At 54.1% G+C, this 26,755-nt stretch carries 23 protein-coding genes, 3 rRNA genes and 1 pseudogene; 17 read left to right on the top strand and 10 right to left on the bottom strand.

The genetic code is table 11. The features are described 5' to 3' along the window. Positions 1 to 675: 675 nt before the first annotated feature. From JR346_RS10110 to JR346_RS10100, 3 genes and pseudogenes are all read left to right on the top strand, one after another. The gene (locus tag JR346_RS10110; protein WP_205482433.1) at positions 676 to 888 is read left to right on the top strand and encodes a hypothetical protein; all 213 of its coding nucleotides are present in this window, start codon (positions 676 to 678) and stop codon (positions 886 to 888) included. Positions 889 to 945: 57 nt separating this feature from the next. Further along, positions 946 to 1,101: pseudogene (locus JR346_RS10105) on the top strand (alkene reductase); the annotation flags it as partial. 60 nt (positions 1,102 to 1,161) lie between these two features. Further along, complete coding sequence (locus JR346_RS10100) at positions 1,162 to 1,353, top strand: hypothetical protein (RefSeq protein WP_205482431.1); 192 nt, start codon at positions 1,162 to 1,164, stop codon at positions 1,351 to 1,353. 87 nt (positions 1,354 to 1,440) lie between these two features. On the opposite strand, the gene JR346_RS10095 is transcribed toward JR346_RS10100, so the two are convergent. Beyond that, the gene (locus tag JR346_RS10095) at positions 1,441 to 2,421 is read right to left on the bottom strand and encodes an LLM class flavin-dependent oxidoreductase (protein ID WP_240333955.1); all 981 of its coding nucleotides are present in this window, start codon (positions 2,419 to 2,421) and stop codon (positions 1,441 to 1,443) included. A 776-nt stretch (positions 2,422 to 3,197) separates the two neighbouring features. On the opposite strand from JR346_RS10095, the gene JR346_RS10090 reads away from it, so the two are divergent. The 6 genes from JR346_RS10090 (at position 3,198) to JR346_RS10065 (ending at position 10,201) form a co-directional block, all read left to right on the top strand. Continuing rightward, a 16S ribosomal RNA gene (locus JR346_RS10090) occupies positions 3,198 to 4,731 on the top strand. Positions 4,732 to 5,100: 369 nt separating this feature from the next. Beyond that, positions 5,101 to 8,209, top strand: a 23S ribosomal RNA gene (locus JR346_RS10085). 133 nt (positions 8,210 to 8,342) lie between these two features. Then, positions 8,343 to 8,459: ribosomal RNA gene (gene rrf / locus JR346_RS10080) — 5S ribosomal RNA — on the top strand. The 16S, 23S and 5S rRNA genes sit together here, the layout of an rRNA operon. 484 nt (positions 8,460 to 8,943) lie before the next feature. Beyond that, on the top strand, positions 8,944 to 9,402 hold the full coding sequence (locus JR346_RS10075) for a DUF3817 domain-containing protein (protein WP_205482430.1): 459 nt from the start codon (positions 8,944 to 8,946) through the stop codon (positions 9,400 to 9,402). Positions 9,403 to 9,446: 44 nt separating this feature from the next. Next, on the top strand, positions 9,447 to 9,962 hold the full coding sequence (locus JR346_RS10070) for a hypothetical protein (RefSeq protein WP_205482429.1): 516 nt from the start codon (positions 9,447 to 9,449) through the stop codon (positions 9,960 to 9,962). Continuing rightward, entirely contained in the window at positions 9,959 to 10,201 is a 243-nt protein-coding gene (locus JR346_RS10065; protein WP_205482428.1) for a hypothetical protein, read from the top strand. The genes JR346_RS10070 and JR346_RS10065 overlap by 4 nt, the downstream gene beginning before the upstream one ends. A gap of 158 nt (positions 10,202 to 10,359) precedes the next feature. Here JR346_RS10065 and JR346_RS10060 read toward each other — a convergent pair whose 3' ends face one another. Continuing rightward, positions 10,360 to 10,881: an inorganic diphosphatase gene (locus JR346_RS10060; protein WP_204878250.1), complete on the bottom strand. Its 522-nt coding sequence runs from the start codon at positions 10,879 to 10,881 to the stop codon at positions 10,360 to 10,362. A 509-nt stretch (positions 10,882 to 11,390) separates the two neighbouring features. On the opposite strand from JR346_RS10060, the gene JR346_RS10055 reads away from it, so the two are divergent. Further along, positions 11,391 to 11,663 carry a hypothetical protein gene (locus JR346_RS10055; protein ID WP_205482427.1) on the top strand — a complete coding sequence of 91 codons (273 nt, stop codon included), beginning with the start codon at positions 11,391 to 11,393 and terminating at the stop codon, positions 11,661 to 11,663. Between the two features lie 36 nt (positions 11,664 to 11,699). Then, a complete protein-coding gene (locus JR346_RS10050; RefSeq protein ID WP_204878252.1) occupies positions 11,700 to 11,876 on the top strand; it encodes a hypothetical protein in 177 nt (58 codons plus the stop codon). On the opposite strand, the gene JR346_RS10045 is transcribed toward JR346_RS10050, so the two are convergent. Then, positions 11,873 to 12,502, bottom strand: a complete 630-nt coding sequence (locus JR346_RS10045) for a LysE/ArgO family amino acid transporter (RefSeq protein ID WP_240333954.1) — start codon at positions 12,500 to 12,502, stop codon at positions 11,873 to 11,875. The genes JR346_RS10050 and JR346_RS10045 overlap by 4 nt on opposite strands. Positions 12,503 to 12,571: 69 nt before the next feature. Between JR346_RS10045 and JR346_RS10040 the strand changes: the two genes are divergently transcribed. From JR346_RS10040 to JR346_RS10030, 3 genes are all read left to right on the top strand, one after another. Continuing rightward, entirely contained in the window at positions 12,572 to 13,483 is a 912-nt protein-coding gene (locus tag JR346_RS10040; protein WP_204878253.1) for an ArgP/LysG family DNA-binding transcriptional regulator, read from the top strand. Positions 13,484 to 13,657: 174 nt separating this feature from the next. Beyond that, positions 13,658 to 15,040 (top strand): glycoside hydrolase family 1 protein, encoded by a 1,383-nt coding sequence (locus tag JR346_RS10035; RefSeq protein ID WP_205482426.1) that lies wholly within the window; start codon positions 13,658 to 13,660, stop codon positions 15,038 to 15,040. 177 nt (positions 15,041 to 15,217) lie between these two features. Beyond that, positions 15,218 to 15,757, top strand: a complete 540-nt coding sequence (locus tag JR346_RS10030) for a YceI family protein (RefSeq protein WP_205482425.1) — start codon at positions 15,218 to 15,220, stop codon at positions 15,755 to 15,757. A 139-nt stretch (positions 15,758 to 15,896) separates the two neighbouring features. On the opposite strand, the gene JR346_RS10025 is transcribed toward JR346_RS10030, so the two are convergent. Together JR346_RS10025 and JR346_RS10020 are read right to left on the bottom strand one after the other, a co-directional pair. Continuing rightward, complete coding sequence (locus JR346_RS10025; RefSeq protein WP_204878256.1) at positions 15,897 to 16,139, bottom strand: long-chain fatty acid--CoA ligase; 243 nt, start codon at positions 16,137 to 16,139, stop codon at positions 15,897 to 15,899. A 4-nt stretch (positions 16,140 to 16,143) separates the two neighbouring features. Next, the gene (locus tag JR346_RS10020; protein WP_240333953.1) at positions 16,144 to 16,422 is read right to left on the bottom strand and encodes a cell division protein CrgA; all 279 of its coding nucleotides are present in this window, start codon (positions 16,420 to 16,422) and stop codon (positions 16,144 to 16,146) included. Positions 16,423 to 16,532: 110 nt separating this feature from the next. Between JR346_RS10020 and JR346_RS10015 the strand changes: the two genes are divergently transcribed. The 3 genes from JR346_RS10015 to JR346_RS10005 are packed head-to-tail and all read left to right on the top strand — an operon-like array spanning position 16,533 to position 18,190. Then, positions 16,533 to 17,375, top strand: coding sequence for a class E sortase (locus JR346_RS10015; RefSeq protein WP_205482424.1), 843 nt, complete (start codon positions 16,533 to 16,535; stop codon positions 17,373 to 17,375). A 3-nt stretch (positions 17,376 to 17,378) separates the two neighbouring features. Beyond that, complete coding sequence (locus JR346_RS10010) at positions 17,379 to 17,537, top strand: hypothetical protein (RefSeq protein ID WP_204878258.1); 159 nt, start codon at positions 17,379 to 17,381, stop codon at positions 17,535 to 17,537. Between the two features lie 14 nt (positions 17,538 to 17,551). Next, positions 17,552 to 18,190 carry an aminodeoxychorismate/anthranilate synthase component II gene (locus JR346_RS10005; protein ID WP_204878259.1) on the top strand — a complete coding sequence of 213 codons (639 nt, stop codon included), beginning with the start codon at positions 17,552 to 17,554 and terminating at the stop codon, positions 18,188 to 18,190. 84 nt (positions 18,191 to 18,274) lie between these two features. Here JR346_RS10005 and pknB read toward each other — a convergent pair whose 3' ends face one another. Genes pknB through JR346_RS09980 form a run of 5 tightly spaced genes read right to left on the bottom strand, consistent with a single transcriptional unit; the run spans position 18,275 to position 26,750 of the window. After that, positions 18,275 to 20,356 carry a Stk1 family PASTA domain-containing Ser/Thr kinase gene (gene pknB / locus JR346_RS10000; RefSeq protein WP_205482423.1) on the bottom strand — a complete coding sequence of 694 codons (2,082 nt, stop codon included), beginning with the start codon at positions 20,354 to 20,356 and terminating at the stop codon, positions 18,275 to 18,277. A 3-nt stretch (positions 20,357 to 20,359) separates the two neighbouring features. Continuing rightward, positions 20,360 to 22,168, bottom strand: coding sequence for a protein kinase (locus JR346_RS09995; RefSeq protein ID WP_205482422.1), 1,809 nt, complete (start codon positions 22,166 to 22,168; stop codon positions 20,360 to 20,362). Then, positions 22,168 to 23,607 carry a penicillin-binding protein 2 gene (locus tag JR346_RS09990; RefSeq protein WP_205482421.1) on the bottom strand — a complete coding sequence of 480 codons (1,440 nt, stop codon included), beginning with the start codon at positions 23,605 to 23,607 and terminating at the stop codon, positions 22,168 to 22,170. Before JR346_RS09990 ends, JR346_RS09995 begins: the two co-directional genes overlap by 1 nt. Then, positions 23,608 to 25,053 (bottom strand): FtsW/RodA/SpoVE family cell cycle protein, encoded by a 1,446-nt coding sequence (locus JR346_RS09985; protein WP_205482420.1) that lies wholly within the window; start codon positions 25,051 to 25,053, stop codon positions 23,608 to 23,610. It lies immediately after the preceding gene. Beyond that, positions 25,053 to 26,750, bottom strand: coding sequence for a PP2C family serine/threonine-protein phosphatase (locus JR346_RS09980; RefSeq protein ID WP_205482419.1), 1,698 nt, complete (start codon positions 26,748 to 26,750; stop codon positions 25,053 to 25,055). The genes JR346_RS09985 and JR346_RS09980 overlap by 1 nt, the downstream gene beginning before the upstream one ends. Positions 26,751 to 26,755: the final 5 nt, after the last annotated feature.

Below are 26,755 nucleotides of genomic sequence, written 5' to 3'. Positions count from 1 at the left end.
GGTGGGCTGCAAAGACTGAAGGCGTGCTGGTCGTCCAGGGGGTGCTTAGGTCTCCAGGGATCTGAGGGTAAGCTGCCCTTGCGTGAGGGGCTGACTATACCTATTTTTGTGCATTACGGCGAGTATAGTTACTGGGCGCGACAGGCTGAATATCAACATGTGTAGTAAATAGATGATTTGTAGCCATCGAAGGCACGTTGCTATTTCCTTCTCTTGAGGTGAGCTAAGGGTCTTTACTATATCTCTTAGGTGCTAATGGACGATTTGAGTGGAAGATTCCATAGAGTGCAATGTTAACCTTGAACCCGTTCTTAGTTTCGTAGGTTTTGTTCGTAACAGCTTCACAAGGCAAAGGCAGGGGCTCAGGTAGCGTCCTACCGTAGTGACCTGGTCACCGTTAAAGTATCTTGCGTATATTAGTGAGGTCTGCGAGGTAACGGTGCGGCTTTTACCGTGCAAACCTTTGCAGAATGCCTTGTGTACGACGTGTACGACCTCGAATACCACGTCCACCGGGATCTCGCGCAGTAGTTATCTTGCCGAGCGTTCAATCTAAGACATGTTTTCACTTAAAATCGGTCTTAAATTGAATATTCGGCACTCTGGTTGTTACTGAGGTCGCTTTCTTTGAGGACGTTAACTGCTCCTTCTTGGGTCAGCCCGGTATCTCTACCGATGAGTAGCTTTGCCGGTTGGAAGAGAATTACCGACGCTGTTGATGTTGCCGGTGGCACTATCGTCATGCAGATTATGCCCGGACGCCTAACTCTTCCTTCTACTCACTTCGGGGAAACCGTGCAGGTACCGAGTGCCATCATCCCTGGCGTTACCTTGCACGGTGCGAATGGGCACGAAGAAGGGCTCTGTCCCGCGGGCTTTGGATCATAACAAGATTCCCAGCATTATTATGGGTTTCGCGGACGCAGTCTACCGCGCTGTCCACGAGGCGGTATGGATGGCGTTGAGGTGAACAGAGCTAATGGTTATTTCTTGCATCAGTTTGTGACACCGAGTTCCAATGAGCGCATCGATGAGTACGGTGGCACTCTCGAGAACCGCGCTCGCCTGACCGTTGCGGTTGTTCGCGTGGTTGCACAGTAGACTTACGGCAAAGTGTGCCTAAACAAGGGCATGAAGCATCAAGGGAGTAGGGGCATACATTTGGATTCTTCTTTGCAGTTGCTGTTGATGTTGGGCAGTTTGTCTCTGGGGTTAGTGCTGTTGGTGTCTTTATTAGTTATGCCCTACCGTCTGTGGCAGCGTAAGAAGCGTAATGAGTTGCGTGATGAACTTGAGGCGATGGGGGATGAACTGGGGTTGTGGCGCGCTAACCGTCGGGACGAAACCCGCTAGCTGCCTTCTGGGTATTTCGTGAGAACAACAAAAACGGTGGTGCGGTTGATAAAGGGATATCAACTGCACCACCGCTTTTGGGCAACTTTAGTTATTGATGAGTTGCTCAGCGATGATCTCGTAGCTGCGCAGGGACTGTTCGGTGTTTGCTGCCAGGGACGAGAGTATGAGTTCATCTGCTTCTACCATGTTTGCAAAGCGCAGCAGGTAGTCTTTAGCTTCTGCCCCGGTGCCGACGGCGCGGAATGCCATCATGTCGAGGATCTGCTGACCGCGGGGGGAGTCGGCGATAGCGTCCAGCTGTTCGTTGCTGAGGTCTTGACCGCCTGCTGCCAGTAGCTTGATGCGCTGGCGGGTGGTGGTGCGCAGCTGGTCTTCGGCGTCTTCAGTGGTGTCTGATGCTAGTACATTGACTGCTGCGATGACGTAGGGTTCAGCTAGTTGTTCTGAGGGTTTGAATTCGCGGCGGTAGGTGGCGATGGCTTGCTCTAGGTGAGTGGGTGCGAAGTGGGACGCGAAGGCGTAGGGCAGACCGAGGGCTGCGGCTAGCTGGGCGCCGAAAAGCGATGAACCCAAAATATAGAGGGGAACACCTGTGCCGCGTCCGGGGGTTGCGTTGACTCCGGGAATGCGGGTGTTGTCGTTGAGGTAGCCGGCAAGTTCGAGGACGTCTTGTGGAAAGCGTTCTGCACTGGTGGGTTCGCGGCGCAGTGCGCGCAGGGTGTTCATGTCGGTGCCGGGTGCGCGTCCCAGACCTAAGTCGATGCGTTCCGGGTAGAGTTCGGCGAGTGTGCCAAACTGTTCTGCGATGGTCAGTGGGGAGTGGTTGGGTAGCATGACGCCACCAGCACCCAGTCGGATTTTTTCGGTGTGTGCGCCAATGTGTGAAATCAGCACGGCGGGTGCTGAGGATGCAATGCTGTTCATGTTGTGGTGCTCTGCGTACCAGATGCGTTTGTAACCGAGGTTCTCAGCTTTTTGTGCGAGCTGCACTGATCGGGCAAAGGCGTCCTTGGGTGCTTCGTCCGGGTAGATGGTCGCAAGGTCAAGTATTGATAGTGCGGGCACGAGGGTGCTCCTTATATATGTCTGTGTGGGTGTACGTTTCTGTAACACCGGGTGCCTTGTGTGTATTCCTTGAGTTGCTTGGCTGCTTGTCAGTGACCTCCATATAGAGTGACGTGCGGACGCGCCCCGCTGCTTTTGGGGAAGTTTTATGGTCTTGTGTGGGACGAGTTGGCATTCATTTGGAAATGTGCCCTGTTTCACCGCTTTTCGATTTGCAAACCTCAAAGAACCTGCGTATAGTTGTTTGAGTCGTTGTGGCGGGGTGCTGTATGAAGTGCCTGGTCGGGCGGTGGTTTTGAGAGTTTTATAGGGTGTTTCTGGTGCGTGTGTGCTTGGTTTTGTGTGGTTGCCTGTTGTGGTGGTTGCTGGGATGTGCTCATGCGTGGTTGTGATATGGAACATGTTGTTTCGTGTTGCGGTGTGGAAATGCTTCTGGTAAGCTTGAATGGTTGCCTGCTGCGGTGGGTGGCTGAAATAAGAGAATTGACTGCTCAATGCGAGCTTCTTGCGCCGGTTGGTGTGGGGTGAGTGTTGGGGTGGTTTGTTGCTTGAGAACTCAATAGTGTGCTTTGATTTATAAAAACTTTGATTGATACCAATTTTATTTATTATTTTGATAACTTTTGGTTTTCAATATGACAGTTATGATCATCTCTCGAGCACTATGTTTGTGGTGTTTGTTCCGTCATTAAGCACGGCGGGTGCTTCCGTTTTGTGGAGTATGGGATGGTTTTGTTTATTTTTGAGCTATAACAGTTATCATTCTTTTTTGTTTTTTAACGGAGAGTTTGATTCTGGCTCAGGACGAACGCTGGCGGCGTGCTTAACACATGCAAGTCGAACGATGATGCTTGGTGCTTGCACCGGGTTGATTAGTGGCGAACGGGTGAGTAATACGTGAGTAACCTGCCTTTGACTCTGGGATAAGCCTGGGAAACTGGGTCTAATACCGGATATGACTGGGAACCGCATGGTTTTTGGTGGAAAGGGTTTGTACTGGTTTTAGATGGGCTCACGGCCTATCAGCTTGTTGGTGGGGTAATGGCTCACCAAGGCGACGACGGGTAGCCGGCCTGAGAGGGTGACCGGCCACACTGGGACTGAGACACGGCCCAGACTCCTACGGGAGGCAGCAGTGGGGAATATTGCACAATGGGCGCAAGCCTGATGCAGCGACGCCGCGTGAGGGATGACGGCCTTCGGGTTGTAAACCTCTTTCAGCAGGGGAGAAGCGAAAGTGACGGTACCTGCAGAAGAAGCGCCGGCTAACTACGTGCCAGCAGCCGCGGTAATACGTAGGGCGCGAGCGTTGTCCGGAATTATTGGGCGTAAAGAGCTTGTAGGCGGTTTGTCGCGTCTGCTGTGAAAGCCCGGGGCTTAACTCCGGGTGTGCAGTGGGTACGGGCTAACTAGAGTGCAGTAGGGGAGACTGGAATTCCTGGTGTAGCGGTGGAATGCGCAGATATCAGGAGGAACACCGATGGCGAAGGCAGGTCTCTGGGCTGTAACTGACGCTGAGAAGCGAAAGCATGGGGAGCGAACAGGATTAGATACCCTGGTAGTCCATGCCGTAAACGTTGGGCACTAGGTGTGGGGGACATTCCACGTTTTCCGCGCCGTAGCTAACGCATTAAGTGCCCCGCCTGGGGAGTACGGTCGCAAGGCTAAAACTCAAAGAAATTGACGGGGGCCCGCACAAGCGGCGGAGCATGCGGATTAATTCGATGCAACGCGAAGAACCTTACCAAGGCTTGACATACGCTGGATCGCTCTAGAGATAGGGTTTCCCTTTTTGGGCTGGTGTACAGGTGGTGCATGGTTGTCGTCAGCTCGTGTCGTGAGATGTTGGGTTAAGTCCCGCAACGAGCGCAACCCTCGTTCTATGTTGCCAGCACGTGATGGTGGGGACTCATAGGAGACTGCCGGGGTCAACTCGGAGGAAGGTGGGGATGACGTCAAATCATCATGCCCCTTATGTCTTGGGCTTCACGCATGCTACAATGGCCGGTACAATGGGTTGCGATACTGTGAGGTTGAGCTAATCCCAAAAAGCCGGTCTCAGTTCGGATTGGGGTCTGCAACTCGACCCCATGAAGTCGGAGTCGCTAGTAATCGCAGATCAGCAACGCTGCGGTGAATACGTTCCCGGGCCTTGTACACACCGCCCGTCAAGTCACGAAAGTTGGTAACACCCGAAGCCGATGGCCTAACCGCTTTTTGTGGGGGGAGTCGTCGAAGGTGGGACTGGCGATTGGGACTAAGTCGTAACAAGGTAGCCGTACCGGAAGGTGCGGCTGGATCACCTCCTTTCTAAGGAGCTTCAACATTTATTGGTTGAGCCTGGTTTGTCCGCGAGTGTTGGACACTGGGTTTGCTCATGGGTGGAATATCGTCATTGTTTTTGGCATTGCTTGGTTGTGGTGTTTTCAAGGTATACTGTTGGGTTTTGAGGTAGCAAGCTTTGGTTTGTTGTCTCTGTTGTTGTGCCTGGCGCATGGTGGATATGCTGTTTTGGTGTGTTTGTTGTGTGTGTGGGTTGTTGTTTGAGAACTGTATAGTGGACGCGAGCATCTTCTGGAAACTGTGAGCGAATGGGCGCTTTTGGGTGTTTGTTTGTTCTGTTATTGTTTTCATGATTTTGTAACAACTTAGATTTTATTCTTTGATTATTTGTGTGTTTTGTAAGTTATTAAGGGCACACGGTGGATGCCTTGGCATCAGGAGCCGATGAAGGACGTGTGAATCTGCGATAAGCCTGGGGGAGCCGATAACAGGGCGTTGATTCCAGGATTTCCGAATGGGGAAACCCGGCTTGCAGTGATGTGAGTTACCGCCAGTTGAATGTATAGGCTGGTTGGGGGGAACGCGGGGAAGTGAAACATCTCAGTACCTGCTGGAAGAGAAAATAACTAATGATTCTGTGAGTAGTGGCGAGCGAAAGCGGATGAGACTAAACCTGTGGTGTGTGATAGCGGTTAGGCGTTGCATCATGGGGGTTGTGGGAGTTACCGTTCTAGTTCTAACTGGCTAGTGTAGTGATGTTGTGTTGTGTAGGGGAACGTCTTGGAATGGACGGCCGGAGAGGGTGAGAGTCCTGTACCTGAAATGTGACACGCCGCTTGTGTGACCACCCGAGTAGCACGGGGCTCGTGGAATCTCGTGTGAATCTGCCAGGACCACCTGGTAAGTCTAAATACTTCCTGATGACCGATAGCGGATAAGTACCGTGAGGGAATGGTGAAAAGTACCCCGGGAGGGGAGTGAAATAGTACCTGAAACCGTGTGCTTACAAGCCGTTGGAGCCTTTTGGGGTGACAGCGTGCCTTTTGAAGAATGAGCCTGCGAGTTAGTGTTCTGTCGCGAGGTTAACCCGTGTGGGGTAGCCGTAGCGAAAGCGAGTCTGAATAGGGCGTTTGAGTGGCAGGATCTAGACCCGAAGCGGAGTGATCTATCCATGGCCAGGTTGAAGCTACGGTAAGACGTGGTGGAGGACCGAACCCACTTCAGTTGAAAATGGAGGGGATGAGCTGTGGATAGGGGTGAAAGGCCAATCAAACTCTGTGATAGCTGGTTCTCCCCGAAATGCATTTAGGTGCAGCGTTACATGTTTCTTGCCGGAGGTAGAGCTACTGGATGGCCGATGGGCCCCACAGGGTTACTGACGTCAGCCAAACTCCGAATGCCGGTAAGTGAGAGTGTAGCAGTGAGACAGTGGGGGATAAGCTTCATTGTCGAGAGGGAAACAGCCCAGACCATCAACTAAGGTCCCTAAGCGTGTGCTAAGTGGGAAAGGATGTGGAGTTGCTTAGACAACCAGGAGGTTGGCTTAGAAGCAGCCATCCTTGAAAGAGTGCGTAATAGCTCACTGGTCAAGTGATTCCGCGCCGATAATGTAGCGGGGCTCAAGTACACCACCGAAGTTATGGCAATGTGCTTCATTTGTGGAGTGTGTTGGGTAGGGGAGCGTCGTGTATCCAGTGAAGCTGCGGTGTGAACTAGTGGTGGAGGGTATGCGAGTGAGAATGCAGGCATGAGTAGCGAATCACGGGTGGGAAACCCGTGCGCCGGATGATCAAGGGTTCCAGGGTCAAGCTAATCTGCCCTGGGTTAGTCGGGGCCTAAGGCGAGGCCGACAGGCGTAGTCGATGGATAACGGGTTGATATTCCCGTACCGACGAAGGACCGTCCATACTAAGACTGTGATGCTAACTATGCGATGTGGTTTGTAACTGCACTGGTTTTATGATTGGTGTGGAGCTTACTGCGGGTTGTAGGATCCGAGCAGTGGCGGTAAGCGTATTAACAGGTGTGACGCAGGAAGGTAGCCAAGCCACGCGATGGTTGTCGTGGTCTAAGCATGTAGGGTATCGGTTTGTTAAATGCGGCCGTGTTTGCCTGAGGTGTGATGGGACCCCGTTTGTGGGGGATTTGGTGATCCTATGCTGTCGAGAAAAGCATCGGCGTGAGGTTCTAGTTGCCCGTACCCTAAACCGACACAGGTGATCAGGTAGAGAATACTAAGGCGATCGAGAGAATCATGGTTAAGGAACTCGGCAAAATGCCCCCGTAACTTCGGGAGAAGGGGGACCTTGAGCGTGAACTGCCCTTGCGGTGGGGAGCGTGTATGGGTCGCAGAGACCAGGGGGAAGCGACTGTTTATCAAAAACACAGGTCCGTGCGAAGTCGTAAGACGATGTATACGGACTGACTCCTGCCCGGTGCTGGAAGGTTAAGAGGATTGGTTAGATCTTTGTGGTCGAAGCTGAGAATTTAAGCCCCAGTAAACGGCGGTGGTAACTATAACCATCCTAAGGTAGCGAAATTCCTTGTCGGGTAAGTTCCGACCTGCACGAATGGAGTAACGACTTCCCTACTGTCTCAACCATGAACTCGGCGAAATTGCAGTACGAGTAAAGATGCTCGTTACGCGCAGCAGGACGGAAAGACCCCGTGACCTTTACTATAGTTTGGTATTGGTGTTTGGTGTGGCTTGTGTAGGATAGGTGGGAGACTGTGAAGCATGGACGCTAGTTTGTGTGGAGTCGTTGTTGAAATACCACTCTGGTCATTCTGGATATCTAACTTCGGGCCATGATCTGGTTCAGGGACAGTGCCTGATGGGTAGTTTAACTGGGGCGGTTGCCTCCTAAAGAGTAACGGAGGCGCCCAAAGGTTCCCTCAGCCTGGTTGGCAATCAGGTGTTGAGTGTAAGTGCACAAGGGAGCTTGACTGTGAGACTGGCAGGTCGAGCAGGGACGAAAGTCGGGACTAGTGATCCGGCGGTTCATTGTGGAATGGCCGTCGCTCAACGGATAAAAGGTACCTCGGGGATAACAGGCTGATCTTGCCCAAGAGTCCATATCGACGGCATGGTTTGGCACCTCGATGTCGGCTCGTCGCATCCTGGGGCTGGAGTTGGTCCCAAGGGTTGGGCTGTTCGCCCATTAAAGCGGTACGCGAGCTGGGTTCAGAACGTCGTGAGACAGTTCGGTCCCTATCCGCTGCGTGCGTTGGAAATTTGAGAAAGGCTGTCCTTAGTACGAGAGGACCGGGACGGACGAACCTCTGGTATGTCAGTTGTACCGCCAGGTGCATGGCTGATTGGCTACGTTCGGGAGGGATAACCGCTGAAAGCATCTAAGTGGGAAGCCTGTTTTGAGATGAGATTTCCTTGCACTTTTTGTGTGTGAGACTCCCTATAGATGATGGGGTTGATAGGCCAGGTATGGAAGCGCCGACTGAAGAGGTGTGGAGTTGACTGGTACTAATAGGTCGAAGGCTTACTGTTTATCACTTTTTGTGGTGGCATGAGTATGTGAGTATTGTTTTTGTTGTTGACGTGTCCACTGTATGGTTTTTGGGTAATAACCCCGGCGTGTGCCCCGCCTCTTGTTTGTTGGTGGGGTGTGTGTTGTTTGGTTTTCCGTGGTTTTGGCGAGAGTAAAATACCTGGTTCCATTCCGAACCCAGTAGTTAAGGCTTTTTGCGCTGATGGTACTGCACTTGTTAGGGTGTGGGAGAGTAGGTCACCGCGGGTTTTTTGTTTGGGATTTAGTCTTTATCGTTTGACGGTAGGGACTTTTTCTCGTTTAAGAACCTAGTAACAAATCCCTAACTGCTTGCACCACCCCCCGTGCAGTAAAATTCAGGATCATAAGATGCAGTAAAGCCCCTACAAAGATGTGGAGAGCCTACTATGTGGGCTGTAGCTATAGTGGGATAGCAGGGAGTGCGCTCCCGCTTTGTTCCCTACGGCTACTCAGAACGAGAAGCCCCCATCTCCTAGTGAGTATCTCCCTGTTCTTTGTATGCCTGATTAGTGGTTTTATTATCGGGGACATTTACTTCTTCATAATGGCAGGTATAGATGCCCTCTTTATACCCTGGAAGAAGATCCCCACTTACTATGAGCAACTGAAGAACCCGCGTCCGCATCCTCATCACGCAACAGTAAAGTAAAAGCGGTAGAGTGGAAATCTCACCCTGTACACACAGACATAGATACAGATGGAATCCACTCTTATGAATCTCACCCCACGCACACTCTTTAGTATTTTCGCCACCGCAGAGGCAATCACCTGGGCAGGGTTAATTGCCGCAATAATAAGCCGAGCAACCGGGGTAGCAGACTTCGTTTCTACAGCTGGTAGCTTGCACGGCTTTGTATTCCTCAGCTACGTGGCAGTGACCCTCTTCGTATGGGTTAACCAGCAATGGAAAACCTCTGTAGGTATTACCGGCATTTTGCTCTCGGTTATCCCCTTCGCCACCGTCCCCTACGAAATCTACCTAAAAAAGCGTGGGTTGCTCACCGGCGGTTGGCGTCTGGCACCCGGTGGTGAAACGCCCCGAGGCTTCATCGAGAAGGTGCAGGCGTGGGTACTGCGTAAACCCCTGCTGGCTACAGCCGTTTTGCTGGGCGTCATTGTGGTCGTTTATGTTGCCCTGCTACTCATGGGCCCACCCGTACCCCAGAACTAAGACAAGGGATACGCTAAAGACTTCCAGCGGGTTAAGCTGAAGATATGAGTTCACTGTTCTCGCATCACATTGAAGAAATCCAAACCACAGAGGTGCCCTCGGCGCAAGAGGTCAGGACTGATCTGTATATCATCTCTGAGCTGCCATCGGGGGAGTTATGGCAGGCTTTTGTTGAATACATGCACCTGTGGTGGCCCTTAGAGTTGCGTAGCTCCCACGAGGCGCACGTCGAGCTCACCGAAGAGTTGCTCGTTGAAGAGAATGCAGGGAATGAGCTGGTGCCCCTTGCCGAGACCGTCCACTATGTCCCCGGTGACGTGATTGCTCTGCAACCTGTTGAAAACGCTCTGGGTGGCGCTTTCGTAGACGGGCTGAGTTTTACCTTTGACGAAGAGGACGAAGGTAGCAGCCTTGAGATGTCTTCGGGAATCATTGGACCGCAGGACATCGCCCCGGACGCTGAGCTGGGCGTCTATGCCCGTGACCGGGAGGTTGCCCAGATGCTTTTGGGCGGTTTTGCGCGCTTTATCGGCACTTCCCTAAAAGGAGATAAGCCATGAGTGCAGTAGCTCTGGTGACCGGTGCAGGACGAAGCAACAGCATCGGCTACGCAGCTGTGAAGACACTGGCTGATGCCGGGGTGGAACATATTTGTATCACTTACCTCCATTCCTACGATGACAGGGCGGCTGGGCACCCGGTAGATACCGCGAATCTCGTCGAGTTTTTACCCTCCGATGTAGGGCAGTGGAATAACTGCCCGATTTTGTACAGCAATGGTGGGTTCGGTGTGAGGTAAACAGATTGAGGGCAAGCGTCATCATTCTCCTTTAAATGCATGATTCACCCCTGGGTCAGAGGTGAATGGTCTGCTTAAAGGGGGGGCACCGGTGTATATCGGAGACCCCCCCCCTTGAGCTTCAATAAAGCGTCAAAGCCCCCAAAGCTTTCTATAGCTTAGTGGGTTTCGTCTGCTTTAGCTTCAGCAGCTGAACCGTAGTGTGAAGCCTTGAAACGTTCCTGAGCCTCAACAACGAGCTTCTCAGCGAAGTCCTTGTTCTCCCAGCCTTCACCCTTAACCCACTTGCCGGGCTCCAGATCCTTGTAACGCTCGAAGAAGTGCTGGATCTCAGCCTTGAGCTGGTCAGATACATCGTCGATGGACTGGATGTGGTTGTAACGCTTATCTGAGGGAACACACAGAACCTTGTCATCGCCACCGGCTTCATCGGTCATGCGGAAAACAGCGATGGGGCGTGACTCAACCAAAACACCGGGCACAACATCAACATCAAGGATGACCATCGCGTCCAAGGGGTCGCCGTCTTCGCCCAGGGTGTTTTCAAAGTAACCGTAAGCGGTGGGGTACTGCATTGAGGTGAACAGCACGCGATCCAGGCGCAGGCGACCGGTCTCATGGTCAATTTCGTACTTAACGCGTGAGCCACGGTTGATTTCAATAGTGACGTCGAGTTCCATATGTACTCCTATAAAAATTTTGAGCGCCAATTGCTGACGCTCTTTCCTTGTCGCAAGTGCCGCATAGCGGCGGTCTTTCCCTATAAATGGTATCTGGTCTCACGCGTCCTAGCACCTAGAACCGCTACAAAAGCTCATAAGAACTGCCACATTTGACCAAGCGGACGCGCGCCCGAGAACTATCAGCGCCGCAAGAGGCATAAACCAAGGCTAACCAGCGGTTACCACCGAGAGGAAGGGGCACCCGATAAGCTCAGTAAAGAATCTGCAACTACAGCCTGATTCGTAGAGAAGGAAGAACCTCGTGATTGTTCCACAGCACTACCAAACCTCAAGGTGTTGCACGAAAATACCCTGCCCGTGCGCTCCTACTTTGTGCCCACGTCCCCGTACCATGGGTGCCCTAGCACACAACCGCGAGGCATCAGACCGGTTGAGTCTGCTCAGTGGAAACTGGAATTTCGCATACTTCGCCAGCATCTATGACGTACCCGAAGGGTTCTTCGCGGATGACTACCCGGTGGATGGGCTCGACGCCCTTCCTGTACCGAGCGTCTGGCAAAACCACGGTTATGGACACCCACCAGTACACCAACGTCAACTACCCCCATGCGATTGACCCGCCCTTCGTACCCCACAACAACCCTGCCGGTGCCTACCTGCGAGACTTCACCTACACCCCTCTGCAGGACGCCCCGCGGGTCAACCTGAACTTTGAAGCGTTGATTCCTGTTTTTACGTGTGGCTCAACGGTCAGTACCTGGGATACAGCCACGCCATAGGCAACGGGCCTGGAGATTTTCGAGGACTACTTCGAGTTGATTGACCGGCTACAACAAGCCGGAGCAACAGCACTCACCACTGACTACAAACAAACCGGCATAGGCTCCAACAACTGCGCCCCTGAGCTACTTGAGAAGTACCGCTTCTCAGGAACCGCCTTTGAATTTGGATTCGTGATGGCTTTTGAGGGCGTCTGCGGATCGGTTGGCTAATGCATACCAAACATAACCTTGTAGGCGAGGAAGAACATGAGCAGGGCAATCAGCCCATCGAGCACCCGCCACGCCTTAGGATTGGCAAAGACAGGACGCAGAAAACGCGCACCAAACCCGAGGGCTATAAACCAGAGAACGCTACCGGTGGCGCACCCTGCATAGTAGTACCAGCGCCCCTCATCGCCCTGCTGGTTCGCCAGCGCCCCCAACAGAACCACAGTGTCGATATAGGTGTGAGGATTCAAATAAGTCATCGCCGCCGCCAGCACCAGCGCCCGCTGCAAGGTCTGCGGGCCCTGAGTCGAGGCGTCCACCTTCAAGGCAGAAGGCTTCAGGCTGCGCCGGGCAGCTGAAAAACCATACCAAAGCAAGAAAGCACCGCCACCCCAGCGCAGAATCTCCAACAGCCAGGGGGCGCTTTCAACAATGATGCCGAAACCAAAGACTCCCAAGCCCACCAACAAAATATCCGAAACGATGCAAAAGAGCACAATGGGCACAACGAACTTACCCAGAATCGCCTGACGCAACACATAGGCGTTCTGCGCGCCAATAGCCACAATCAGCGTCAGCAGGGTCGTAACCCCTAAAAGGTAATGAGAGAAGATTTCTGCGCTAGTCACCCGAGAAACAATACGGTCTTAGGTCTAATTAGACAATCTAAGGATTCTCACGGTGCGTAAGATATTCTTATGACCCGTTTTACCGCAGACCAGCTCACCACTTTCGCCACCGTCGTTGATTACGGAACCTTCGAAGCTGCCGCCGACGTACTCATGATTAGCGCCTCAGCTGTCTCCCAACGTATCAAAGCCATGGAACAGTCAGCCGGGCGCGTCCTCATCAAACGCACCAACCCCGTAGAACCCACAGAACCCGGCACACTCGTGCTCCGCGTGGCACGGCAAAGCCAGTACCTCCACGACGAACTCGCCCGCGAACTCGACGGCGACCGCTCCGGGCAAACAGTGGCAATAGCAATCAACAGCGACTCGCTCTCCACCTGGCTACTGGATGCCGTGCGCGTCCTCGCCCGTGAAGACCACATCTACTGCGACCTGCGCCGCGAAGGCGAATACCACTCATCAGCCCTGCTACGCTCCGGCGAGGTCATGGCAGCTGTCACCTCAGAACCAGAAGCCATCGCAGGCTGCTCCGTCGAAAAACTGGGCATCGGCAGCTACTGGCCCGTCGCATCCGCCGAATTTGCCCAAGACTTCTTTCCTGATCTTCCCCGCAACCTCACCGCCGAACAACTCGCGTCCGCACCCGTCATCGAATACGACCACAAGGATTTCGGTCAGCAACGCGGCCGCCAACTTATCGCCGCAAAGTTCAAGCTGGGCAAAAACCTGCAGGACGCCCCCAGCGTCTATGTACCCTCATCGCCGGATTACGTACGCGCTGTTGATACCGGCATCGGTTGGGGAATCGTGCCCTACGTTCAGTGCGCGGACGCGCTCGCGGCAGGACGCTGGGTGAAACTCGCCGACGCGCCCGTGGAGATTCCGCTGTATTGGCAGCACTGGAAGATCACCTCGTCTGTGATGGAGCGCGTGACCCAGCGAATCTACGAAGCGCTGGGGGAGGGGCATATTTATTAACAAGGGTGAAACTAATTGCACCGCTCACAGTATGAGGTCTAGACTCAGAAATGGATCGTTACCCTTCACCGGTATGAACAGCTGACCTGCTGCTGATGTGCTAGGGGCTAGACCTGAGATTCACGTTCTGTGTGGCTCAGGTCTTTTGTGTTAAAAGGAGAGAAAGAAGAGAATATGTTCCCCGAAGGATTTTTGTGGGGCGGAGCGACCGCCGCTAACCAGATTGAGGGCGCCTACAATGAGGGCGGGAAAGGTCTGAGCGTGCAGGATATTCTGCCCGGTGGCGTCACCCGCCCTGCCACGGACGGCCCCACCGAAGATAATCTCAAGCTCAAAGGCATTGATTTTTACCACCGCTACGAAGAAGACATCGATCTGCTGGCAGAGATGGGTTTTACCACCTTCCGTATTTCTTTCGCGTGGAGCCGCATCTTCCCGCGCGGGGATGAGGCTGAACCCAACCGGGAGGGGCTAGAGTTCTATGACCGCGTCATCGACTACATGCGCTCTCAAGGCATTGAGCCGCTGGTGACTCTCAGCCACTATGAAACCCCGCTGCACATTATGCGTGAATATGGTGGCTTCACCAACCGCAAGGTCATCGACTTTTTTGAGAACTACGCCCGCACCGTCATGGAGCACTTCAAGGGACGCGTGCGCTACTGGCTGACCTTCAACGAGATTAACTCGGTGCTGCACTTTCCAATGTTCTCGGGCATTGAGGGAACACCCGAAGAAATCGGGGCGCAGAACCTGTACCAGGCAATTCACCATGAGCTGGTGGCGTCGGGTCGGGCGACCAGGATTGCCCACGAAATTGACCCCGAGAGCAAGGTGGGTTGCATGATTTTGGCGGTTCCGCGTTACCCGCTGACCCCTCACCCTGATGACGCTATGGCGGCGCTGATTGCCTCCCACGACGATTTCACCTTTGGCGATGTGCATGTGCGCGGTGAGTACCCCGGCTATTTCAGGCGTAAGCTGCGCGAGCTGGGTGTCGAGCTTGAAATAACCGATGCTGACCGTGAAGATCTGAAGCACACCGTTGATTTTGTCTCGTTCTCTTACTACATGTCGGTGTGTGAGTCTGCCACCGAGAAGGAAAGCGGTAAGGGCAACATCATTGGCGGAATCCCGAACCCCACCTTGGAAGCCTCAGAATGGGGCTGGCAGATCGACCCGGTGGGTCTGCGCTACATTCTCAATGAGTATTGGGATCGCTGGCAGGTGCCGCTCTTTATCGTAGAGAACGGTTTGGGCGCTAAAGACGAGCTGGTGAACGGCACGGTTGAGGACGATTACCGTATTGACTACCTGAATGACCATCTGGTGCAGGTGGCTGAGGCTATTGAGGACGGCGTGCAGCTGCTGGGTTACACGAGCTGGGGTTGCATTGACCTGGTCTCGGCATCTACCGCACAGATGTCTAAGCGCTACGGCTTTATCTATGTGGATCGTCATGACGACGGTTCGGGTAGCTTGCAGCGCTACAAGAAAAAGTCCTTTGACTGGTACAAGCAGGTCATCGCGTCCAACGGTGCGTCGTTGAAGCGCTAGGTTCTCGCAATACACCGCGATAGGTCAGGTGCGCGTCATTTTTAGCCTGAAAATGACGCACATCTGACCTCTTGGTGCCCCTTAATGAAGAAACTTTACAAGGAAAGTTTGCCTCGTATAAACTTTACTCGTAAAGTAATTCTTGTAGGTAAAACAGCTTCAACCAAGGGGGGCATCATGGCAGAACTCACCGCAGGCACCTGGGCAATCGACGCAGCACACTCACACGTAGGCTTCGTTGTACGTCACGCAGGCATCTCAAAGGTACGCGGCAGCTTCGACCAGATCGACGCGCAGTTCAACGTAGCTGAGAACATCTCAGACTCAACCGTTGAAGCGACCCTCCAGATCGCTTCCATCAACACCGAGAACGAAGCCCGCGACGGTCACCTCAAATCAGCAGACTTCTTCGATGCTGAAAACTACCCCACCATGACCTTCACCTCACGCTCCGTTGAGATCAACGGTGAAGACATCACCGTTGAAGGCAACCTGACCATTCGCGGTGAGACCCGCCCCGTCACCCTGACCGGCGAGTTCGGCGGCGTAGCGGTAGACGCCTTCGGCACCACCCGCACCGGCGCGTCCGTATCAACCACCATCTCCCGCAAAGACTTCGGTATCACCTGGAACGCAGCCGTTGAAACCGGTGGCGTCATGGTCTCAGACAAGGTTCTCATCGAACTCGACCTCGAATTCACCGCACCCGAGGCATAAAAAAGTTTCCCCTCACGCGAGGGGATGGATTCACCAGCAGAGAGAGACTTCTGTGAGTGGATGTGCGAGTGAAACTGCCCGCCACCTTCTGGTAGCGGGCAGTTTTTATACACCGTATAAGGACGGGGCTAGCTACAGCCTAAGCGAAAAACTGCTGCCAAATGACATAAAGGGCGGGCATCACAATAAAAGCCAGCAACGCCCAACGGCGCAACTTAGTCTCAAGAATCGCCGCTTTAATATCTTCGCGCTCTTCGCGTTTCTCCGTAGGATCAACCGGCGCCAAATTCGCCGGGTTCGTTACATCCGGCTTAAAACCATCAGAAGGCTGCTCGGGCAGCTCGGGGTGAATATCAGAACCCGCGAAACCTTTGCCGCTCACCTAACTAACGCCACCTAGTTGTCATAATCAGACCAATCATCATCAAACCCACACCCACCACAAGGTTCCACGCACCAATAGATGCAATGGGGTAAAGAGTCTGACTAATGTAATAGGTCATAATCCACAAAACGCCGATAATCATCAAGCCAAACATGATGACGCGGTACCACAGGGGAGTGGGTGAGGCGAACTGATCCTGGCTCATCTCGCGTGCCACACGGCGCAACTGAACCTCTTCGTCCATGCCGCTCTCTGCTGCCTTCTTGCTACCTGATGCCACGGTACCTCCAGTGCCGCACAACTGTACGGTTTACAATGAAATAAAACTAATTCAGTACACAATTATATCGTTGTTACTAGAAGCTACCAATGCGCAACCGAAAGGGAGCAATGAATACAGCAGCAACAGGGCGCTCCGGCTTTCACCGGGCTGCCCCTGCTCGCACCGCAGGGCAATGGTCTGTGCAGATCATTGGAGAGCTGCTGCTCACCCTCGGTTTCATACTGCTTCTCTTTGTTGCCTGGCAGTTGTGGTGGACGAATATCGCCGCCAACAGTGCCCAGCAGGACGCGGTCTCCTCCCTCACCCAGGAATTTAAGCAGGCGGCAGCGTCCGCACTCTCCGACGCATCGGGGCAGGTCGAGGACGGCGGTACCTCCACCGACAACGCGAACAGTGCAGACCCCGCCAGTACCGATACCGTAAACTTTGACCCCACCAACCCCCCGGTGGCAACAGGTGCGGATGCTTACGGTCAAGCCTACGGAGTCATCTACATACCGCGACTGGGTGAAAGCTACCAGCGCCCCATCGCCGAAGGCACCGGTAACGACGTCCTCGACACCCTAGGACTCGGTCACTACGAAGGCACAGCACAGCCGGGCGAAGTCGGGAACTTCGCGCTCGCAGGTCACCGCCAAACTAACGGAGCGGTGCTTGACCGCATCGACAAGCTGCAAAACGGCGACAAAATCTACGTTCAGACTATCGACGGCTACTACACCTACACCGTCTACCAGTCTCACATTGTGCTACCCCATCAGGTAGAGGTTATCGCACCCGTACCCAACGAACCCGGCGCTGAAGCCACCGAGCGCACCCTGACCCTCACCACCTGCCACCCGCGCTACGGAGACACCGAACGTTATATTGTTCATGCCAGCTTTGACGGCTGGCAGCCTCTTGCCGCTGGCGCACCCCAAGACATCGCATCAACTGTGGAAGGAAGCTAAAGCATGTACGGATGGATTTTTCGCCACCTTCCCGGACCTCTGACAGTACGCATCATTCTGGCGCTACTTCTGATTCTCACCGCAGTTTTCATACTCATGGAATACGTCTTTCCTGTGCTCGCTGAGTACAGCCCCTTTACTGAAACCTCAACCATCGAATAGCAGGGTATGACCTTATGACCAAAATTCTTGTCATCGATAACTACGACAGCTTTGTGTTCACCCTAGTGGGCTACATCCAGCAACTGGGCGCCGAAACAACGGTTGTACGCAACGACGAAATCAGCGTTGAAGAGGCTATTGCTCTTGCCGAGAACCACGACGGCGTACTCGTATCACCCGGCCCCGGTGCCCCCGCCGATGCTGGCGTCATCATCGACGTGATTCGCTGGGCTAAGGACGCGCGCAAACCCCTTCTCGGGGTCTGCCTGGGTCACCAGGCAATAGCTGAAGCCTTCGGCGCTACCGTCTCACACGCGCCCGAACTCATGCACGGCAAAACCTCATCGCTGGTACACGAAGGCGACTCAGTCTTCAAAAACCTACCCTCACCCTTCACCGCTACCCGCTACCACTCCCTTGCCGTCGAACCCGAAACGGTGCCAGCAGAACTGCGCGTCACCTCTCGCACCGACAACGGAATCATCATGGGTCTAGCCCACACCGAAGCGCCCCTGCACGGAGTACAGTTCCACCCCGAATCAGTACTCACAGAAGGCGGCTACCTCATGCTCGGTAACTGGCTCGAAGAAGTAGGTGGCATTGCCGGGGTCGCCGAACGCGCGTCCGCACTCTCACCCCTAGTCAGCGAATAAACACGCTCCCACAGCAAAGCCAGATACTAAAAAGCCCTGCACTGTAAACAGTGCAGGGCTTTTACTCACTCTTAGAGAACCAACCTAGCGGTTAGCGCCACCGGTTGCCGCCGTGCTGGGCGCAGCAGGCGCACGATTAGCAGCTGAAGCAGTCGCGCTCGGAGCCGGAGGCGCATTGCCTGCCGGTGCATTAGGATTAGCCGGTGCGCTAGGTGCTGCACTCGGAGCATTAGAAGCCGCCGGTGCGCTGGGCGTAGCCGGTGCCGCAGCTGCGGTAGGAGTAGGAGCATTCGCAATACGAATAGTCACCGTGGAACCCTGCTCAATGGACGTACCCGGTGCCGCGCTCTGCGACATCACGGTACCAGCCGGTGCCGAGGTTGTCTGCACATTCTCAATATTGGTGCTCAGTAGAGTATCAGGACCAGTCAAGGCAGCAATCGCCTGATCGCGAGTCAGACCCACCAAATCAGGAACCTCAACCTTACCGGTTGACAGCACAATGTTCACGGTGGACTCAGCCTTCACAGACTCACCCTCACCCGGCTCAACAGCCACCACCAAACCAGCAGGAATAGTGGGGTCATTTACCGTCGAAACCCTACCGGGAACAAGGTTAGCCTTAGTCAAAGCCTCACGAACATAAGCCTCAGACTGACCCGCCAAATCACCGGGAACCTTAATCTGCTCGTTACCCTTTGAAACTTTCAAAGTCACCATAGAGTTTTCATCAACAGCGGTACCCACCACGGGGACAGTGCCGATTGCCTGACCTCTGGGAACGTTATCCGAGAAATCCTCGATGTGCTCCACCTGCAAACCAGCATTACGCAGAGTATTCTCAGCCTCCGCCTGCATCTGCCCGGTCACCGAAGGAACAGCAACGGTGGGAACCTCGTTCAGCTTGTTGTTATAGTACAACACAATGCCAATACACGAAGCGGCCAGCAAGAAAATAATCAGACCAGAGAGGAACCTGCCCCACGCGCGCCTGCGGCGGCTCTTGCGCAGCAGCTCCTCATCGCGTCCGTACTCCAATACTTCTTCGCGGGAGTACTCATCCTGCGCGTCCGTGAAGATACTGCCTAAACCTGCTACCTCGCCGGTGGGAGGAGTAGCTGAGGACGCGCTAGCAGGGGTTGCAGCGCTGGAAGCAGCTACCGCCCCGGCACCCATAGCAGCGCCGACACCCGGCTTGCTGGTAGGTATAGGAGTCTCAACAGGGGTAAAAGCGGTTGTTGCCGGAGCGTTATCAAGATTTTCAAGAATAGACGTGGGCAACAAAGAATGCGTAGCATGCACCAAAGCATTGCGGAACTCCGCAGCGCTCTGATAACGGCTCGCGGGATCCTTACTCAAAGCCTTCAAAATGACGCGATCTAGCTCAACGGGAACCTCACGCTTAGCGTAGAAACTCGGAGCCTTCGGATCCTCGCTTAAATGCTTAGACAACAAATCACTGGCAACATCACCGGTAAACGGTGCGCGCCCAGCAACCATCTCGTACAGCACCACGGCAGCAGAATAAACATCGCTTCGCTCGTCAACAGCAGCGCCACTAGCGTGCTCCGGTGAGATATAGCGAGGGGTGCCCAGCACCATATTTGCCTGAGTCAGTGGCTCACCCTCCATCGCCGCGCGAGCGATACCGAAGTCCATAACCTTAATACGACCGGGAATGCCCTGCTTGCGATCATCATCGCTTGCCTCAAGCACCATCAAATTACCGGGCTTCACATCGCGGTGAATCACCCCGGCACTGTGGGAACAATCTAGGGCATCCATCAACTGCACACCGTAAACAGCGGCATCCGCAACAGAGACCCCTCCACCGCGTAAAACATCGCGCAAAGACTTACCGTGTACCAGCTCCATGACCAGGTAAGGAACCTCAACCTGCTCACCTGAATCTTCAACAGAAACAGAACCAGTATCGTAGACAGCCACGATGCCAGCATGATTCAGTGAGGCAACTGATTCACCCTCACGGGCAAAACGCACACGCGCAGCCTCATCACGGGCAATCTCTGGGCGTAAAACCTTCAACGCCACCTGGCGGCCCAACCGATTATCGGTAGCCGCATACACAGTAGCCATAGCGCCGCTACCAATAACCTCACCAACGCTATAACGCTGGTCAACAGTGTCGGGAATATTCAGTTCCATGCTTTATCCGTTGTTCTCTGAAGGGGCTGAAGAAGGCTCAGTCGCAACGCTCCCAGGGGCGTTCGCTGAAGCACTAGGGTCTGCTGCTGCACCGGAGTTTTTGGTTCCAGCAGGAGCTGCAGGCGCACTGGGAGTCGCAGATGCCGAAGCAGTTGCAGGTGTCTGCGCCACGTAAACATCTACACTACTACCAATTTCAACGCGTGAGCCTGAAGAAGGCGAGGTGCGAAGCACAGTGTTAGGGTCTGCACTGTTTGTCTGCCGCATATGCAACTGGACGTTAATGCCCATGTCTGTAATTTCGCTAATGACCTCATCAGCGTTACGTCCCTCAAGGTCGTTGGGCAGCACGACGCTTTCAGGGTCGGTGGAGTAGGTGACGGTAATCGTTGAGCCCGACTTGAGTGAACCCGTCGGGGTGATAGAGAGGACGGTGTCATTCTCCTCATCTGAAACGATTCCCTCGGTTTTGGTTGAAAAACCTAGCGCCGTGAGGTCATTGATGACATCATCAAGTGCCCTGCCGGTGTAGTCACTACTGCGGATTGAAACTCGCTGCGCCTCGTTTTGGTTGGGAGCTGGTTCTTCAGTTGCAGGTGCTGAGCTTACCGTTGAGACGGTGCCCGACGGGGTCGGGGCTGTGCTTGAACTCTGCGCGGGTGATGAATCATCATCCTTGTTATTGAGCAAGAAGAACCCACCCAATAGACCCAACAAAATGACCGCCAAGAACAGCGATACCCAACCCCAGAGTGAAGACTTTTTGACCGGCGCGGGTCGAGGTGCAGATGCCGCAGGCGCAGCAGCTGAACCGGATACGCCCACCTCGGGCAGTGCCGCAGTGGTCGGCTTCGGTGCAAAACGAGCACCGGAACCAAAACGCGCAGTAGGCGCAACCTTAGTTGCCGGTGGCATTACCTCGGTAGCGCTTGTCTCAGCACCCTGCGGCAAGAAAGCTACCAAGGAAGGCACAGCTTTAATGGCTGCCGGTACATCGCGGCGGCGAATCGCATCCACCGCAGAAGCCAAAGCAGTAGCAGTCTCAGGACGCTGCTGGGGATCCTTGGACAGCAGGCACATAATGAGCGCAGCAGCGGGCGCCGGAACATCCTGCGGTAGCGGGGGTGGCGGGTCGTTTACCTGAGCCAGCGCAATAGCAATCTGTGACTCACCGGTGAAAGGACGCTTACCCGCCAAACACTCGTAGCCAATAATGCCCAAAGAGTACATATCGGAGTGACCGGTTGCCTGCTGTCCCGTCGCCTGTTCGGGCGCGAGGTACTGGGCAGTACCCATCACCTGACCTGTCGCAGTTAAAGGAACCTGATCAGCCAAACGAGCGATACCGAAATCAGTAACTTTAACGCGCTCGTCCGGAGTGATAATGAGGTTGCCTGGTTTCACATCTCGGTGAACCAGACCCTGCGCGTGAGCAGCCGCCAGAGCGCGAGCAGTCTGGGCAATGATATTGAGAATGCGGTCTGAAGCAAGACGCTTCTCTTTCTCAATGATGTTAGATAGCGGCTCACCCGGCACCAGCTCCATCACCAGATAAGCAGAGCCGTCCTCTTCACCGTAGTCAAAGACGTTCGCTACACCGGGGTGGTTTAGCAGGGCAGTGTGACGCGCTTCGGCGCGGAAACGCTCGAGGAAACCCGGATCACCCGTATATTCCTCTTTCAGAATCTTAACCGCCACAATGCGACCAAGAACCTTATCGCGAGCCTTCCAGACCTCACCCATTCCGCCAATGGCAATGCGCTCAGTCAGGTCGTAACGACCACCGAGCGTCGTATCAACAGAGGGTCTCACTAGTTCAACACCGCCTCAAAAAGAGCTTTGCCCGCCGGAGAGGTGAGCGAAGCACCAGTAACTGCATCTACATCTTCATAAACTACTGCAACAGCGATCTGAGGGTCATCCGCCGGAGCAAAACCCGTGAACCACGCGTTGTTAGAACCGGTATCACCAATCTCGGCGGTACCGGTCTTACCAGCTACCTCAACGCCATTGACGGCGGCACCCGAGGCAATGCCGTTTTCCACGTCGTTCACCATCCAATCCTTAACCTGCGCAGCAATTTCTGGGCTAGTAGAAGTTCTTAATTGCTCACTGGAAAATTCATACAGTGAGTTTAGATTATGAGATTTCACAGACGCTATCATGTTGGGCTTCATCTGCTTGCCTTCATTAGCAATAGCAGCTGACATCATAGCGACCTGCAGAGGAGTAGTTTTTACGTCGTACTGACCAATTGATGCCAAAGCCAACTGGTCATCAGACATATTTTGGGGAAAGACAGACTGCGAAACCGAAAGGGGAATGCTGAGTTTTTGACCGTACCCAAAATTCTGCGCCGTCTGAGCTATCTTATCCTGCCCTAGAGCCATTGCAATCTGAGCGAAGGGGGTGTTACACGATTGCGCCAAAGCCCACTCGATAGTGGCTTGGGCGCGTGTTGAACACTGACCGTTGACGTAGTTGGGCAGGCTGATATTTGTGTTGGGCAGGGGCAGGTTCTGGGGGTTATCAATCACAGACTCTGCCGTGTACTTGCCCGATTCCAGGGCTGCCACAGCGTCAATAATTTTGAAGGTGGAACCCGGTGCATAGGTGTTACCGGCAATAGCGCGGTTATGCAGGGGGTTACTGGGGTCTTGATTCAGTGCCGCATAGTTTTCAATGACTTCAGCGCTGTTATGCGAAGACAGGTCGTTGGGGTCGTAAGAAGGTGAGGACGCCATTGCCAAGATTTCACCGGTCTTGGGGTTGAGCGCCACGATGGCTCCCTTGTGACCCCGCAAAAGGTTCCATGCAGTTTTTTGCAAGACAGGGTCGATGGTTAGCTCAACAGTTGCCCCCTGGGCACTGCTACCCGAGAACATCTGCGAAATGCGATCATAGAACTGCTCATCAGCGGTGCCTGAAAGCTCTTTATCCATGGCAGACTCAATGCCGGTGGTGCCGTACACAGAAGAGAAGTAGCCGGTAAGACTCGCATACATTTCTGGCTGGGCATACACTCGCTGGTAGTTATAACCATCATCAGAAGGCACCGAAGAAGCGATCTCAACGCCGCCGACCACAATAGAACCGCGCTGTGCCCCGTAGGAATCATAGAGCTGGCGACTGTTCCACTGATTCGCCATGAGGTTCTTTGACTCAAAAAACTGAATGTAAGTAAGCGCTCCCAGCAGGAGGGCAAAGACGCAGGCAGACACAATCCAGAGTCTGCGAATAGCCTTATTCATTTATCTGCCACCTCCTGCAGCGTTTGCCTGTTCGTCTGAAATTCTAGAAATCACAGAAGTTGCTCCCTCATGACCTTCGGAGGCGGCAATGGAGCCCGCCACAGCGTCCTGATCTGAGAAAGCATCAACCACCTGCGGTGCCCTCGCCGAGTGCGAAATAGCAATCAATAAAGCCGCAATCACCCAGTTGGCAAGAAGAGAAGAACCGCCTGCCGACATGAAAGGGGTCGTCAAACCGGTCAGCGGAATAAGACGGGTAACCCCGCCGATAACGACGAAGAGCTGAAGAACAATAACAGCTGAAAGCCCAGCCGCCAGAAGCTTGCCGAAAGCATCGCGTACACCGAGTGCCGCGCGGAAACCCCTTGATACCAGCAGGAGGAAGACCATCAAAATCGCGCCCAGACCCAGAAGACCCAGTTCTTCACCGAGGGCGGTAACAATCATGTCTGAATTGGAGTAGGCAACCAGGTCAGGACGTCCGCTGCCCCAGCCGCGTCCGAATAGACCGCCAGAGGCAAGACCAAAAACACCCTGCACAATCTGCCCAGAGCCACCCACCGGCTGGTTATAGACCTCGGGGTCAAAAGCGTGAATCCACGACGAGATGCGGTAATGCACATGGGAGATGAAGTTGTAGGCGAGAAAACCGCCGGCAGCAACGAACAACAAACCCAGAGCAATCCAGGTAATCTGCCCGGTTGCCAGGAACAGCATCGCCATGAACAAGCCGAAGAAGAGAATTGCCGAGCCAAGATCGCGCTGGAACACCAGAACACCGATGCTCACCAGCCACGCGATGAACATAGGTGCCAAATCTTTGAAACGGGGCAGACGGACGGGACCAACTCGCTTACCAGCAAGCAGAATCAAATCACGGTGCGTCGAAAGATAGCCAGCAAAGAATATAGCCAGGGTGATCTTGGCAATCTCACCGGGCTGGAAGGTTCTACCCGCCACGCTCACCCAGATGCGCGCACCATTAATTTCAAGACCAAGGCGGGGAATAAGCGGAAGCAAGAGCAGCACAATAGATACTGCTAAAGAAATATACGTGACCTTACGCAGAACCCTGTGGTTTTTCAAAGCCACTAGCACAAGCATTGCAGCGCCCATCGCCACACCCGTCCACATCACCTGCGACTCACCCGCGTCCGCACTGGTAGTCAAATCAATGCGATAAATCATTGCCAATCCAACGCTGTTCAATGCCACCACGAGGGGCAAAATGAGCGGATCAGCGTAACGCGCGCGGAAGAAAGAAACAAGATAGATAACGAGGGTGCCCACCGCCAGGGTGATGGTAGCCGTGCGCCAGCGGGTATCACCGGCAGCAATCAGCTCAGCATCAATAAGCCACATCGCCAGCGGGCACAAAGCAACAGCAAAAGCGCTCAGCACAAACCCGGTGATAGCGCGACTACGCGGTACTGCTTGTGTAGACATTACTGACCTCCCTGCGTTGTCTCGGACCGAACCCCTGCATCGGTAGTCTGAGTTTCAGGTGCCTTAGGTTCGCTTGGTGCGGACGCGCTGGGTTCAGGCATCACGGTGGTAACGGTGCCAGGGGTAGGCGCGCGACGGATGACCTGCTGATTGAGGTTATCAACAATACGCTCGGCGTCCTGACGGTCAGTAGCCGTAATGGTGTTGTGCAGTAGCGACTGCGAGTACTCCGGCAGAGTATCTACCTCAATAGAAGTTTCATCGAGCAGCTCGTACAGATGAATGGGACCCACCGACTGGGGGACGCCGCTGTAAATAGCAACCTTATTGTTGTTGACGCCTACATAATAGCGGTTTGAGATCCAGCTCAGACCGCTCCAAACGGTTGCTGCCAGCACCGCCAAGGTCAATATGGCGGCGAAAATTCGCACCGCCCAGCGAGGGCGAGGGTCTTCATTGTCTTCACCCTCAAGCAGGGCGCGAAAATCCTCGGGTAGCTCAGCGGTCTTTTCCTGCGACTGGAGAGTCGCAGTCTGCGCCAGAGTGGCGCGCTGCTGCACAGTACGTTCAGCAACCGCGGGAATCTTCCCGGTCTGGGTGGCGTTAGCCGCAGACCCCACCAGCTGGTGCGGGCGTTCTTTCAGCTCGGTGCGCAGGACGGACGCCGATGATTCCTCTGCGTTGACCGGGCGTTCATCAACGCCCGCGGTTTGGGTCATCACGTTCAGCACGCCGTCAGAGAAAGACTCGCCACGCCATTTTCCGTGGCGCAGGGCGTTGCGTAGTTTGGCATCACTGGGCAGGCGTCGTCGCCAGGGAATTTTGTGGTGGTATTCGGACGCCTGTTCTGCGGCATCGACATCGATGATATCTTCAGCAGGAACAGGGTGAACACCCACATGTGTTCCCGAATCGTCATATTTCCGAACAGGAATAATAGGCTGTGGGGCAGTAATTGCCTGCGACAGCGTGTCCTCAGCAATCACCTGCAACGCCACCAGAGTGACATTATCGGGCGCTCCGCGCTGAAGGGTGAGGTCAGTGAGAGTGTCGACAATCTGCTTGAGGTCACTGGTAGAACGCAGTACCGCCTCAATTTCTTCTAAGCTGACGCAGTTATCAAGACCGTCTGAGCTAAGAAGCCACTTTTCGCCAACCTGCGCGTCCAAGGTTTGAAGTTCAAGCTCGGGGGAAGCATCCACGTCACCCAAAACGCGCATAATCACGTTTTTGTGGGGGTGATTTTCTGCTTCTTCGCGGGTGATGCGCCCCTCGCTGAGTAGGCGCTGCACAAAAGTGTGATCGGTAGTAATCTGCTCAAAGTTGCCATCGCGCAGACGGTACGCGCGAGAATCACCAATATGAGCTAACTCAATGCGTCCGCCATCAATCAGTAGAGCCGTGCAGGTGGTACCCATACCACCGAGGGCAGGGTTGAGGCTTACCAGCTCATTCATAATCATATTGGCTGTTTGAATCTCATCAGCCAGATAGATGCCGGCAGACCCCGAATAACCGGTGCGATCAAGCGGGGTAAGATCAAGAACAGTGGTGGCTGACGCAACGTCACCGCCCACGTGACCACCCATGCCATCAGCAACGATAGCTAGGTAGTGACCAGCGTACGCAGAGTCATCGTTTTTGGAGCGCACCATACCCACATCTGAGCGTGCCGCGAATCGAAAGGCAATATTCATAGAGT

This window comes from Rothia sp. ZJ932 (assembly GCF_016924835.1).
Lineage (GTDB): Bacteria > Actinomycetota > Actinomycetes > Actinomycetales > Micrococcaceae > Rothia.
This window is presented reverse-complemented; position numbering and strand designations above follow the sequence as displayed.